General features: G+C 36.5%; 19 protein-coding genes. 3 read left to right on the top strand and 16 right to left on the bottom strand.

Translation table 11 applies throughout. The features are described 5' to 3' along the window. Positions 1 to 46: 46 nt before the first annotated feature. A complete protein-coding gene (locus ACN076_RS01605; protein WP_420790015.1) occupies positions 47 to 2,479 on the bottom strand; it encodes an ATP-dependent Clp protease ATP-binding subunit in 2,433 nt (810 codons plus the stop codon). A 1-nt stretch (position 2,480) separates the two neighbouring features. Then, the gene (locus ACN076_RS01600; protein ID WP_420790014.1) at positions 2,481 to 2,939 is read right to left on the bottom strand and encodes a CtsR family transcriptional regulator; all 459 of its coding nucleotides are present in this window, start codon (positions 2,937 to 2,939) and stop codon (positions 2,481 to 2,483) included. A gap of 318 nt (positions 2,940 to 3,257) precedes the next feature. Between ACN076_RS01600 and ACN076_RS01595 the strand changes: the two genes are divergently transcribed. Further along, entirely contained in the window at positions 3,258 to 4,361 is a 1,104-nt protein-coding gene (locus ACN076_RS01595) for a hypothetical protein (protein WP_084926975.1), read from the top strand. A gap of 178 nt (positions 4,362 to 4,539) precedes the next feature. Here ACN076_RS01595 and ACN076_RS01590 read toward each other — a convergent pair whose 3' ends face one another. From ACN076_RS01590 to ACN076_RS01525, 14 genes are all read right to left on the bottom strand, one after another. Further along, positions 4,540 to 4,950 carry a DUF722 domain-containing protein gene (locus tag ACN076_RS01590; protein WP_261038979.1) on the bottom strand — a complete coding sequence of 137 codons (411 nt, stop codon included), beginning with the start codon at positions 4,948 to 4,950 and terminating at the stop codon, positions 4,540 to 4,542. Positions 4,951 to 5,327: 377 nt separating this feature from the next. Beyond that, positions 5,328 to 5,876, bottom strand: coding sequence for a hypothetical protein (locus ACN076_RS01585; protein ID WP_420790013.1), 549 nt, complete (start codon positions 5,874 to 5,876; stop codon positions 5,328 to 5,330). A gap of 9 nt (positions 5,877 to 5,885) precedes the next feature. Next, positions 5,886 to 6,746, bottom strand: a complete 861-nt coding sequence (locus ACN076_RS01580; RefSeq protein ID WP_084926972.1) for a phage major capsid protein — start codon at positions 6,744 to 6,746, stop codon at positions 5,886 to 5,888. Positions 6,747 to 6,794: 48 nt separating this feature from the next. Beyond that, complete coding sequence (locus ACN076_RS01575) at positions 6,795 to 7,025, bottom strand: hypothetical protein (protein WP_084926971.1); 231 nt, start codon at positions 7,023 to 7,025, stop codon at positions 6,795 to 6,797. Between the two features lie 89 nt (positions 7,026 to 7,114). Beyond that, positions 7,115 to 7,276 carry a hypothetical protein gene (locus ACN076_RS01570; protein ID WP_192851990.1) on the bottom strand — a complete coding sequence of 54 codons (162 nt, stop codon included), beginning with the start codon at positions 7,274 to 7,276 and terminating at the stop codon, positions 7,115 to 7,117. Beyond that, complete coding sequence (locus tag ACN076_RS01565) at positions 7,273 to 8,118, bottom strand: ATP-binding protein (RefSeq protein ID WP_084926970.1); 846 nt, start codon at positions 8,116 to 8,118, stop codon at positions 7,273 to 7,275. Before ACN076_RS01565 ends, ACN076_RS01570 begins: the two co-directional genes overlap by 4 nt. Positions 8,119 to 8,129: 11 nt before the next feature. After that, positions 8,130 to 8,990, bottom strand: coding sequence for a conserved phage C-terminal domain-containing protein (locus tag ACN076_RS01560; protein ID WP_261080849.1), 861 nt, complete (start codon positions 8,988 to 8,990; stop codon positions 8,130 to 8,132). Next, complete coding sequence (locus ACN076_RS01555; RefSeq protein ID WP_049490554.1) at positions 8,977 to 9,249, bottom strand: hypothetical protein; 273 nt, start codon at positions 9,247 to 9,249, stop codon at positions 8,977 to 8,979. The genes ACN076_RS01560 and ACN076_RS01555 overlap by 14 nt, the downstream gene beginning before the upstream one ends. A 4-nt stretch (positions 9,250 to 9,253) precedes the next feature. Continuing rightward, positions 9,254 to 9,460 carry a hypothetical protein gene (locus ACN076_RS01550; protein WP_084926967.1) on the bottom strand — a complete coding sequence of 69 codons (207 nt, stop codon included), beginning with the start codon at positions 9,458 to 9,460 and terminating at the stop codon, positions 9,254 to 9,256. Position 9,461: 1 nt separating this feature from the next. Further along, positions 9,462 to 9,641, bottom strand: a complete 180-nt coding sequence (locus ACN076_RS01545) for a hypothetical protein (protein ID WP_045612837.1) — start codon at positions 9,639 to 9,641, stop codon at positions 9,462 to 9,464. Further along, complete coding sequence (locus ACN076_RS01540) at positions 9,638 to 10,090, bottom strand: hypothetical protein (RefSeq protein ID WP_084926978.1); 453 nt, start codon at positions 10,088 to 10,090, stop codon at positions 9,638 to 9,640. Before ACN076_RS01540 ends, ACN076_RS01545 begins: the two co-directional genes overlap by 4 nt. Positions 10,091 to 10,402: 312 nt before the next feature. Continuing rightward, on the bottom strand, positions 10,403 to 10,663 hold the full coding sequence (locus ACN076_RS01535) for a hypothetical protein (RefSeq protein WP_084926966.1): 261 nt from the start codon (positions 10,661 to 10,663) through the stop codon (positions 10,403 to 10,405). Between the two features lie 11 nt (positions 10,664 to 10,674). Beyond that, positions 10,675 to 11,277: a Rha family transcriptional regulator gene (locus ACN076_RS01530; protein ID WP_420790012.1), complete on the bottom strand. Its 603-nt coding sequence runs from the start codon at positions 11,275 to 11,277 to the stop codon at positions 10,675 to 10,677. 163 nt (positions 11,278 to 11,440) lie between these two features. After that, a complete protein-coding gene (locus ACN076_RS01525; RefSeq protein WP_004245570.1) occupies positions 11,441 to 11,626 on the bottom strand; it encodes a hypothetical protein in 186 nt (61 codons plus the stop codon). Positions 11,627 to 11,775: 149 nt separating this feature from the next. Here ACN076_RS01525 and ACN076_RS01520 point away from each other — a divergent pair, with 149 nt between their 5' ends. Further along, the gene (locus tag ACN076_RS01520) at positions 11,776 to 12,297 is read left to right on the top strand and encodes a helix-turn-helix domain-containing protein (RefSeq protein ID WP_084926964.1); all 522 of its coding nucleotides are present in this window, start codon (positions 11,776 to 11,778) and stop codon (positions 12,295 to 12,297) included. Between the two features lie 5 nt (positions 12,298 to 12,302). Then, entirely contained in the window at positions 12,303 to 12,572 is a 270-nt protein-coding gene (locus tag ACN076_RS01515; protein WP_084926963.1) for a DUF4177 domain-containing protein, read from the top strand. Positions 12,573 to 12,823: the final 251 nt, after the last annotated feature.

The following is a 12,823-nucleotide window of genomic DNA, read 5'->3' as shown; positions in this document are numbered from 1 at the left end:
AATAAAGGCAAATAAAGAGATCGGGAACTTTTCCCGACCTCGTTTTTTATGCAATATCAAATTTTAACTGGCCTGCTTTAACACCAATCTTAAGTGTGCTGCCTGACTCTAATTCTCCCTTGAGAAGAAGTTCTGCCAACTTGTCTTCCACTTCTGTTTGTAGGGTTCTGCGAAGTGGACGAGCTCCCATCTCTGGGTCATATCCTTGATTTGCCAACAATTTCAGTGCGGAAGCTTGTAATTTCAAGTCAATACCTTTTTCAGCCAAACTTACCACTAAAGGTTTGACCATAATCTTCACCACTTCCTGCATATGGTCGCTAGACAGGCTATGGAAGACCACCTTTTCATCAATACGGTTAATAAACTCAGGTCTATAAGCTTTTTTCAGCTCTTCAAACATGCGTTTTTCCATATTTTCCTGGTCAAAACGAATGTCCTTTGCCCCAAATCCAACTGTCTTGTCATCACGAAGGGCTGTCGCACCAAGGTTTGACGTCATGATGATAATGGTATTTGAAAAGTCAACCTTGCGTCCCTTACTATCGGTCAAGACACCGTCATCCAAGACCTGCAAGAGAACATTAAAGATGTCTGGGTGGGCTTTTTCTACCTCGTCAAAGAGGAGAACGGAGTATGGTTTGTTGCGAACCTTCTCGGTCAACTCCCCACCTTCTTCATAACCCACATAGCCCGGAGGAGCTCCATTGAGTCGGCTAGCTGCGAATTTCTCCATATACTCACTCATATCAAAGCGGATAAGAGCTGATTCATCATCAAAAAGAACTTCTGCCAGAGCCTTGGCCAATTCGGTCTTACCGACACCTGTAGGCCCTAGGAACATAAAGGAACCAATCGGGCGCTTATGACTGCGAATCCCTGACTGATTGCGGCGAATCGCACGGCTAATGCTTGAAACAGCTTGATCTTGACCGATGACACGTTTGTGTAGTTCAGCTTCAAGATTTAGGTATTTCTTAGCATCTGTTTGCGTCAGTTTTTGGACTGGAATACCTGATAAGCGACTCAAGGTGGTCAAAATATCAGACTCTGTCACCAAGTCTTTGTAGACAGGCACTTGCTCTTCTTTTTCAATTAGCTGAGCTGCCTGTTTCCACTTGCCATCCATCAAGGCCTTGTCAGCTGGACTCAAGTCAGAATCGTCTGCTTTTACATGCTTTGATTTATTTTGCACTGTTGCTGCTGCCTCATCCAAGAGGTCGATAGCAGAGTCTGGCAAATGGCGACTAGTCAAGTAACGATGAGCCATCTTGACGGCTGTTTCAACCGCTTCATCTGTGATTTGCACCCGGTGATGTTTCTCATAAGTCGCCTTCAAGCCTTGCAAAATGGTCATGCTGTCTGCCACACTTGGCTCTTCAATCGTCACTTTGGCGAAACGACGAGAAAGGGCTGCATCTTTTTCGATATGTTTTTGATATTCTTCCTGAGTGGTCGCACCAACCGTTCTCAAAGTTCCACGCGCCAAGGCTGGCTTCAAGATATTGGCCGCATCCAGAGTCGAATCAATCCCGCTCCCAGAACCCATGATAGTGTGAAGTTCATCGATAAAGAGGATGACTTGCCCATCTTCTTCAATATCCTTGATGATATTATTCATGCGTTCTTCAAAGTCACCACGGAAGCGTGTCCCTGCCACGACATTCATCAAATCAAGCTCTAACACGCGCATCTTAGCCATTTCCGCAGGTACATCTCCACTAGCAATACGCTGAGCGAGCCCAAGCGCCAAGGCTGTTTTCCCGACACCAGCATCCCCAACCAAAACAGGATTATTCTTGGTTTTACGGCTCAAAATTTGAATCATACGCGAGATTTCCTTATCCCGACCGATGACTGGTTCTAACTTGCCAGAACGCGCTTGCTCTGTCAAATCATGCGTATAGTCCTCGAGACCACCACTCGGAGTCTGGGGCATCCCCATCATATTAGCCATAGAATTTTGCTTGTCAGCCACTGTACGATGGCGTTGGCGTAGAGCCTTGAGGTCTTCACGAGTCCAGCCTGCACGTTCTTCTAGATTTCGACGTAGGGCAGCAATCTTGACCTGATCTTTCTTATCTTCATAAGAAAAACCAGCTCTCTCCAAGATACGAGCCGCCAAGGCATTACCATCATGCAAAATCGCATAGAGAACATGCTCTGTCCCTAACACCTTAGCATGGACCACTGACGCTACATACTCTGCTTCATCAAAAAGAACCTGCAAACGATGAGAAAACGGCAATTCCGTAAAGGTTTCATCCTGGCTATAGTCCGTTTCAGTCAGTTCCAAAGCTACTTCTTCTAAACGGTCCATCTCATATGGATAATCATTTAAAGTTGCCCCTGCCACACTATAACTGTGATTGGACATGGCAATCAACAAGTGCCAAGACTCTAGGTAACGAGCTCCAAAATGGCCAGCAACCATGTAGGCACTTTCGATACATTCATTCAATGCTTTTGAATAGTTCATCTTACTTCCCTTTTCTATCTACCTCTTGTATGACCTGTCGTAGCATGTTTGCACGAACAACTGGAGCTTCTTCTCCTAGAATACGATCCAAAGCTACTGATACTAGCAAATTCATCTCCTGCTTGGTCATCAATTCCTGCTCAACCAAAAGCTGTAGAATATCCTCATAAATTTCTTGACTGACCCGCTCACCAATCGAGTAAAGCAAATCGCGGAGCATTTCATGATGACTAGAAAACTCAATCCGTCCTATACGAATATAGCCTCCGCCACCACGCTTACTTTCAACCAAGTAGCCTCTACTTTCCGTAAAGCGTGTCTTGATCACATAGTTAATCTGACTGGGAACAACCTGAAAGGTATCTGCCAACTGACTACGTTGCAACTCCACAATACCAGATTGATCTAAAATCGCCTTGATGTAGGCCTCAATATGATCCGATGTATTTTTAAATCTCATTACAAACCCACCTCTCTCTTTAAACCTTGACTATCTTTGACTATACTATCATTTAACACTCTATAAGTCAAATTTTTAGAGCTCAGCCCTTGAAAATACTGACTTTCTTTAAAAACATTTAGGCATTAAATCGCCTTAGTTTTTCTTGAAAGTTCCTAAAAAAGTCCACAAAAAGAGCCCTAAAAAGGGCGTAATATTGACGAGTTCAGCAGGCAAGAACTAGCACCTTTGAAGGTGCTTTTTTATTCATCTAATCAATTATCAATAATAATGTTACAATAACTATAATATAAACAATAACTTTCTGAAAGGATTAACATGGATAAGATAGAAATGATTTCTTTTTCAATCCTACTTGATGAAGTTGCTGAAGTAAGGCAACTGCTTGAAAATATTGTAAGTTTGGATAAGACAGTTTATTCAGAACTATCAATAGGTATCCTTCCTTTTGTATCATCTCTCTGTGATGGAATACTAAAGTTTTTACCTAGAAATGTTCATAGTGATTTTCCAAATATTGGAGAACAGGAATTTCAAAAAATAATATCTAGTGTCCGAGTGAGTTATAAGCAATACTCTGATAAAAAATATAGCAAGGCTAACAAACTGATACTTGAAATAGAGAGACGCTTTTATTCACAAATGGTAGAAAATTACAATTTATTTCAAAAACTCGTAATCAATATTTTTGGACAACATGATTTAGGGGTATATTACTTCAACGAAATTCCATACGCTAACACTAACCAATATCATATTTACCTAGAAAGTATTTTATCGAAAACTGATAAAAAGGATATTTCCTATTTTGATAAAAGAGCTACTGATTTATTTTTTGAATTTAGCAAAGCTTTAGGAACTTTAATTAATTCAGTAAATCAAAAAACTATTAAGAAGCCTACAATCCAGGATATTAAAATTGAAAACTTTGAACAACGTGATTTTTTCTTATTTGAATCTAAAAGAAGGAATTTTTTAACAGGAGTTCTGCCTACGGGCACTCAGTTATTCTTATTTAACATATTATGCCAGAATAATTTTGTAGTACATATTATGCCAAGTGTCTTAAAATCAAAAAATTACTTTTTTACACGCTCGCTAAGCCAATGCTATTTAGTTAGTATTACAGCCTTACGCTTGATTCTTAATAAGGAAAGCTCTTTATTTCCTGATTTCCAACGGGAGGAAGTTGTTGATATCCTTGATCGCAAAGAAAAAGTTTTTAACTTCCGACAAGATTTTAGAAATAATATATTTCATTATAAAATTTCAAATGTCCCATTACAAATATTTACCAATCCCCCGAAATTCTTTGAAGAACTGATTGAATTTCATTCCTCAAAAAATTTTAAAGAGTATCAAAAACTATTATTGGAAGAAATCTTAAAAATAAATGACATAATCAATTCATTTATCAATTGAAAATTAGGTCTTATTTCAGAAAAATAGTTTCATCTCAATTCTATTTTAGAAAAACTAATACTTTTTTCTAAAAACAATAAGTTTTTACCCCCTTTTTCTCTGAACATCTCCGACTTGGAAAAAGTTCCCTTCACCGGTACCCTACTGGGAAGAAAGATTTTTTAAAAGGTGGGGGGAGTCAATATCCTTTCAATTCCACAAATCTTTTAGCGATTACCTTTCTACGGCTATTTATGTAACGAGTAGTTTTATTTAGTTTCTCTGCCACGTCTTCCCAAGTCGCACCAGCTTCTAAATATCTCATTTTAAAAATTACTAGATCACTTTCAATTAAGTTTTCCATCAAGGTATCTACAACTAGTTTGAAACCTTCTAAATATCTTAGTGTTTGGTCTTCTTCAATTCTAATGATTGTCGCTTCAGTAGGACTAGATACTATCTTGCCTTTCCCACCAGTATAATCTTCAGCGCTATGTTTCTTATTATGTATTAGTTCCTGTCTTCTCAAATAAATTTTATTAGCAAGCGTTCTATACCGTCCTAACTCAATATCTATCCCGTCCAAGTCTCTGTTACTCAACTCGTACATAGGCAAGTACCTCCACTTAAATTTTAAAAATTTTTTATCTTGCAATTTGTCAAATTGTAAATTCTGTCAAACTGACAAAAAGCGCTAAAAGCCTTCCAACACTCCACTTATCAGGTATCATTGTTTTAAGTTTGACAACTCTTCAGTATGACAAGTTCAAGGGAAATTTCTTTAATTTATCCCCTCAGTTTCTCATATCTTACATTCTGTGAAACTCACTCCATTCTGTAAACCCCTGATATACCTTGCTTTCAAGCTATTACTTCTTTTCAGTTTATGCTTACTTTGTTATGTGAAACTTAGTAAAGCATAAAAGTAGGACTAGCGATATCTCTTCTGTTTCAGCCATATATCACTAGCCTTACTTAATTTGTTCCCTATTTTTCTAAATACTCTTTAATGTCCCGATATTCCTTAGAAAAATTCATCCACCCGCTAGAATCAGGGGTTAAGAATGGTAGGACAGTAAGCGGACTTACTTCTGTTCGATACGGCGATAGAGAATGTCTCTGACTTATTTCTCTGACTACACCTGTATGGATTTCTTCCACATTCTTCTTTAGTTCTTGAATTTCATCATATGCGTCCAGAATTTGTCTAAGTTTCTTTCGGTATTGTTTATAGATCTTCTTAGTTTCCATCCGTTGCTTAGTCTCTTTAAAAATGTATTCAAAGATGACTGCATTAGCTTCTGAAAAATCACTATCAAATTTTTCCTGAAGGCCATTAATAGCTTTTTCCATATTTTCCAGCTGCTCTAAAGATTCTAAGTTATTTGACAAAAAAGAATCTATGTTCTCAAATGAAACTGCTTGATTGCCTAACAGGCTTTTCCTTTTTTCGCTTAACTGTTCTCGTGCTGAATTAATCTTACTTTTTTTATTATCTAAATCATCCAGTGTATCAAATACTTGATTAATATCCATTTCTTTCTCCTAATTCCATTGAATAAAGTAACCACAATCTTCTTCAACTTTTCTTACATCAAATCGGGTATGTAAAATCAACCGTTTTCCAAAATAGTCATTCGCATTCACCCAACTAAGTGTATCTTTCTTGCGATCAAACAAAGTAACAAAGTTTTCTAGATCTCCGATAAAGCCTTTTTTGTCACCTTTATTCCCTAATGTTGTATCATCTACAATTAAAAAGTTATCTACAAAGAATGTTTCACTTGTCCCTGTCTCTTTATCAACTTTAAGAAGATAATTTCCTGAAGTGTCTTTCATTTTTTCTAAGACACTAAATAGTGATTGACTAACAACCATAGATACATTGCGCTCTGGATTGATTAAAGAAACAATAGATTTCAAGTCGTCCATACTTGTAGCAGTCTGCACTTTCGCAGTTTGGAGAATTTTCCCAATCTCTCTATTTCGTGTTCTACGTTTTAATTTAATAATCTTCTTACCAAGAAAATCCGTTAAATTATATTGGCCATCATCTAATTGTTCCTGTGAAAAATCAAGTTTTCCACTGAATAATTTAACTAAGTAATCAACGCTGATAGTTTTCTTTTTATCTGCTTCTGTTCTCTCAACCGAATTTTCACTAACTTCTTGTAATGAATCAGATTCAAAGTCAGTTACTTCATACTTCCCACCACGGGTACGAGTCTCAATAACATTTACTAGATCAACCAATTCTTTACGTTGATGTTCATCTTCGTAACTATCAAGTATTGGTTTTTCAATGAGTACATGATTATTTTCTACTTTCATTCCCCTAGTGTTATAACCTGTACTCCGGATATAAGCTTCTAGATTTTCTTTTTGTTTAACTAAGTTAGTTGTCATTTTTTGCTCCTTCATCTTTTAATATCTGATTTTTGTTTATAATTTTTTCTAAAATTCTTTGCTTTTAGCTTTTCTTTTATGACTCTCCGAGCCTTTAAAATCATTTTTTCTAGATTTTGATTTGTCTTGTTTGTTAGCATATTTCTCTAGTATTTCTTGTTTCCGTTGTTCTAAGCTATCATCTTCTTTTTTACACTGAGAAAAGATTTTCTGTCTTTTATCTGGATCCATAGAAAACTTATTGGCTACTACATACCCTAAAGAAGTATCTCCTGACATTGCTCTCACCCCCTTTCTATGCAAACAAAAAGGGACATACCACTAGCATTATATGCTTACGGTATGTCCCTGAGTTGTTCTCAATAGACTTATTTTTTAGTTTCTTTTTTGACTAGATGAGTAAATTTCCCATCTGAATAGAATAAAATAATTTCTCCAAAACTTGGAACTTTTTCTATCTCTATTATACCACATTTTTCGTAGACAACAAAGCCTTTCTCTGTTGCAAATCGCATTTTATCATCATTCATTGATATTCTCCCCTCACTGTGTTTATAGTATATCTCTTATCTTTGATCGTGAAAGCCTTGAAAGTGTTCCCTTCTAAACCTTTCAAAATTCTACTTGAATTTCTAGCATTGTATACCGTCCGCAGTTCACTACTATCTAGGTTCGTGTTGAAAATCGTAGTTTCTCGATTGTTGATAATATCAAACAAGAAATCCTGTTCCCAGTCACTCTTAGGAGTGATTGTTCCATTTTTTGCCCCAAGGTCATCGATGATTAGAAAATCAACATCAACTAGCTTTTTAACTGCCTCATACTCTGTTAAGTTTGCATTCCTTCCATAAGCCCAACCTTCTTTTATCTGCTTGATAATCTCGGTTAAGCTGACAAATAAGACACTCTTAGGATCGTTCTTCTCTCTGAAACTCTCATTGATTTCTTTGGCCAGAGCAAGAGATAAATGACTTTTCCCTATTCCTGTGCTACCACTAATTAAGGTATTTCCCGTCATACCTCCAAGGTACTTCTGGGCTTGCCCCTTTACAAACTCTAACATCTGACGCTCCTCTGTAGTCTTAACAAAGAAATTATCAAACGTCGCTCCTTTCAACTCGTTAGGGATCGTACTGTCACGCATTAACACATCATAAGTTTTAAAGTAGGCTTGTCTGTCCTCGAACTGCTGCAATAGGTCTTTCTCTTTCTGTTTAATCTCTCCCTTCACGCACTCTGGGCAAAATGCTTGTAGTTTTCTTTCTGAACCCCCTAACACCGGTACAGAAATTTCCCAATAATTTACCTGGTGAATATCGCAAACTTTATCCGATATTTTTCTGTTATTAAATTCTTTAAATTGTTCCTTCATCTGTGCAACTCCTAAAATGGTAGATCTGGAAAGTTGTCTTCGGACTTCCCTTTTATGGTTTTAGGCTTTTGATTCAAATAACCGTCAAACTTAGATCCAAAAAGTGTTTCAGGTCTCAGATATTTAGAAAATTCAGGACTATCCTTCCATTCTGCTGTTTTAATATCTATCACCTGTTTAAAATCTTCCAGTGTATAGCCTTCTTTGAATCGTGCTAGTAAAAGCCTTTTTGTCTTATCAACAAACTTATACCTCTTATTAGCTACTTGATTCAGATAAGCAATAGGAATCCAAAGTTCTTTATGTTTTGTTTTCTCTAAATCTTTTATAGCTGTTTCTTCAAGCCAAGTAGGAAAATTGTAGTCGGGATTTCCCGACAATATATTATCTAAATATAAATTATTACTCTTACTATTAACTCTATTCTCTTTCTCTATCTCTGTTGGACATGAGTTGGAAATAGTCTTTTTATTTTGGACATTCTCCAATTTTGGTAAATTTTGACTATTTTTTCTTTGGTCTCGCTTGTATTTTGCCCAATTTGTTTCACTCTCAACCATGGCTTTTGCTTGCGATAATGTAGCATGTCCATCATCGTCTATCTGAATCAGTCCGCATTTTGTAAAATATGCAACTGTCATATTTATATCATCCTCGGACACATCCAATTTTAAGGCTAGCTCCTGTACCAAATTATCAAAATACCCCTCATAGTACAAAATACAATCATCTTCTAAACTTTCCAACATAAGACGGATATAAATCACTGTCATAGTGTAGCCACCAGGCATATTTTTAAGTCGTTTAATAAAAAGATTATCAAAAAACTTCTTATCAACTTTTAACCAAAAATATATTTTAGTCTTTGCCATCATCTACCCCCAAAAACTTTAAAACGTCTGAGATTTTATAATACGCTTTTCTAGTATCTTCAATAGGCGGTATATACTGCGGTAGTCCTGCACCTTCCCATTTTATCAAGGTTTTATCTCCTATGCCCAGTTCTTCCTTTAGTTCCACCTTGCTGATCAAATCTAATCTTTTTTGAGGTACTTTCTCATGGCTTTTTAAATACCGTTCCACTGCTTCCAAAATCTTAGACTTTAAATCTTCAATCATTTTTTCAAACATCTTATTACCCCCATGGCTTAACCGCTGCAAGCTGAATATATCGCCCATAATCAGGGCTTAAACCCTCGCTAATTGTTTCTATCGTCTGTGTACTTTCTCGCTCGATTTGGGCGCTTTTTTTGCGGTCTCGGTGGTTTAGATACATGAGAAAGTCAACCAATATCACGGTAAAAATAAGCGCCTGTGTATTGCTTAAATCTAGTTCATTCATGCTATGCCCTCGCTTGGTAATTCTTGATATAATTCACTTGATAGCTGTGCTCCATCTTCAGAAAGTCGTACACCTCTTCTGGAGTTACTTTATCATCTAAAAAGTCAATTATGAACTGAAAGAGGTTCGGATGTCTATCCTTGATTTTAGTCATTCGGTTGTAAAATTCTGATTGTGTCATTGCATTGCCTCTTCAAATTTTTCTACAAGACAATCTTTATTTACTTGTCGAGTCCCATTTTTAGAGTTAAAAAGAATATCCTTCAAGGTTATAGTAGCCTCTAAATACTCCTTTTCAGCATATTCTATATACGCCTGTTGCTCTGTTGCATTGTCAAAAAAATGCTTGGCTTGGCGTTTAAAGAATGCTTGTCGCATAGCATCCAATTCAAAAATACCAGGGCTGAAAAAGATTCCCGTAGTTCTTTTAGAGATCGCTTTGATTTTATGGCTGTCATTCAATTCAGGAAGTTCAATCCAAAGTAAGCGGTGTAAATCTTCTTTGATAGCTTTTAATTGTCCTGATAAGAGTCCTATTCTTAAAAAATCATTGTTTTCGTCTGCTTGGTGTAATTCCATACTAATTCTATCCAAGCTTTTAGCGATAATATCGTATGTTGTTTCTGTCATAGTCTGTTTTCCCTTTTTCCTATATTGGATTGTTTCACCACTCCAAACGCTGGGCGATTGCCCCAAGTTGGCGAACGCTTGTAGCGGTGTTTCGTGAGTAATTACCCATCTTTCAGCTAAACAAGGCCTTAGAATCACCCTATCAGCACTTGATTTTCAAAACCTTTTCTAATTGCTTGCCTGCTCTTCGGTTTTTCTTGAGATATTTGATAGAATAGATATTTTTTGCTATAATCAAAGCATAGAAAAAATTTCTATACTCTGAATTGTGTCGCTTGCTCTCCTCGTCTAAAATTTGAGCAAGTGATTTTTTTATTTTCTTTTTGCATAATTACTACCTGACTGTGGTTTATAAAGCAAGTCTTTGCTTTCGATAAGATCTAGAATCCAACTGAATCCCTGCTCCACCGTTTCAAGAAATGCGCCCAGGTCTTCACTGTCCAAGTTCTCGTAGTTCATACAAATATATTCGGCTAGTTGTCTGTCTTTCTCAACTAGCTTTTTAAAATCCTTGGGATACTTAGGAATTTCTAACCCCTTGGCATTTGTAACTGTCTTAAAATCATTTTCCATTTTCTATACTCCTATACTTTAAAAATTAATTCCTTAATTTCTGAATACCCCCTATTCAAATTAATCATAGCTATTGCCATATCTTCCAAACGTTGGTAGTTTGTCAGTTCTGCACTTGTCAAGCCCTCAATGCCGTTCTTACTTTCTCGCTCCTTCATGAGTTGCGCTTTATTCTTCCCTGTCACCCCCTTTAGTAGTAAGTTTGTAAGAGTACTATAGGCATGCTTGGGGGCTTTCTCCCATGTTTGAATAGCTTCAGTTAAACTTTTACGCTTCGGTTTTTCCAGTTCTCTTTGAAGATAGCGTTTAGAAAGTTCATCACGCATTTCAAAAAAGGCTTTGACTAGGTTCTTCTTAAACTCTTTTACGGGTTCTGTATTTCGTAAGTAAGTGATCAGCAATGTTGCTTGTTGCTCGTTCAAAATATAATCCCGTACATTTTGCCCACTCTCTGAAGGTGAAATTTTAAATGTCACCTTTCCAAAACTCTCAAAGTCCTCTCGGTGTTTATTCAGCAAAATCTTCAAATGTCTGTGCTTAATTTCAGCGCAGTCTGCAACGATACTGCTCAGTGTATACGGCTCTTTCTTGCCGTCCATATAAACGAATTCCATTGGTTCACTCCTTTCTTCTTGTTGCTCGTGCTTGCCACCTAAAACAGTACCAAGGTAAATCATTGTGGTAGGGAAAATTTAGGAGAGAATAAACCCCTACAAACCCTTGATACTGCCATAGGTAGCAAGCAGAAATATTCTTGATTCTGTCTTATGCTCCTTTCTAATAATCTTCAGCAAGCCATTCCATGGCTTTTTGGTAAATGCTCGGCTTGACTTCGCCACCGTCTCGAATTTTTCGATAGGTAACTTGTGTAACTCCGATTTCTTCGCCTGCTTGCTTAGCAGTCAATTTCTTATCAGCTTGCTTTCGGCGAATCGCTTTTGCTTGTGTTGAGGTAATAAGCAATAAAATCCTCCCTTTCTTTTGCTAACTATTTGTTAGCTTGGTTGTATTGTAGCGTATTTTTTGTTAGTTGTCAACAACAAAATGATAAAAAGTGAATTTTTTGTTAGCTTTTTGTTATTTTGTGATATAATTAAAATGAGGTAATATACATGAACAGATTAAAAGAGTTGAGACAAAAAAAAGGCGACACTCAAGAGGACGTCGCTAAAGTTATGGGTGTGACCCGTAGAGGATACCAAAAATGGGAAAACGGAGAAAGTCAAATCAAACCAGAAAAAGCTCGACAGCTTGCTGACTACTTCGGAGTAAATGTTGCTTACTTATTAGGATTTGAAGATAAACAAAATATTTTAAAAATAATCCAAAGTAACGAATTTAAAAAATTACTTAATGATATAGATATTGAAAAAATAAATGAACTTGGTTCGGCATATAAAAACGTTGAAGAACATATAAATAATCCTGTAAAGTATAACAATTTTGGAAAAGGATTGCTTAATCATATCCCATCGTATATGTTTACAATTGAAGAACTAATAAATGCTGATAAAGAGAACAATACAAATTTTGCAGATATTTTAATCAACTATATTTCTTTAAATGACTATGATAAAAAAATAGCTTTTGATTTAGTTCAAAAACTATCTGAGAGAGACAACGAAAAGGAGTAACCCCCATGGGATTTTTTGATACTGTAAAACAAGAAGGTAGTTTTTCTACCGCTTCTGGAGTAAATGGACTACACTACGTTGTTCTTCAGGTAACTTTGAAAGAAAAGTTTTTCGGCACTGGATCAGGAAACCTTACAGAATTAGAAGAGGTTATCAATAAACAAGCTTCAAAAGGTTATCGCCTACATACAATCACAACCGCCAATGGTGGAAGCAAAGGTTTAGGCGGTGGTGACCGTATCCAGGCTACAATGGTTTTTGAGAAGATTCTATAAAAATCCTCCATATTCGCCAATAGTGCCCCTATTTCTAAGGTCTATTGTGCAAAAACAAGGGAAAGTGAAAAATAGAAAGCCAATTTTACAAACTAAAGCGCAAAAAACGGCAAAAGTGACAAATAGAAAAAGACAAGCCTGCTACTGCTGACTTGTCTGACAATGCAATAAAAGCAACTTTCCCAGCGTTGAGTTTTTTCGATACTCAAAAATTTTTAAAAAACAAACTAAAAATATTGACAAAAACTAAA

Source organism: Streptococcus sp. K0074 (assembly GCF_048843365.1).
Classification (GTDB): Bacteria; Bacillota; Bacilli; order Lactobacillales; family Streptococcaceae; genus Streptococcus; species Streptococcus mitis_BM.
Note: the sequence above shows the minus strand (reverse complement) of the source record. Positions and strands in the feature narration are given on the sequence as shown.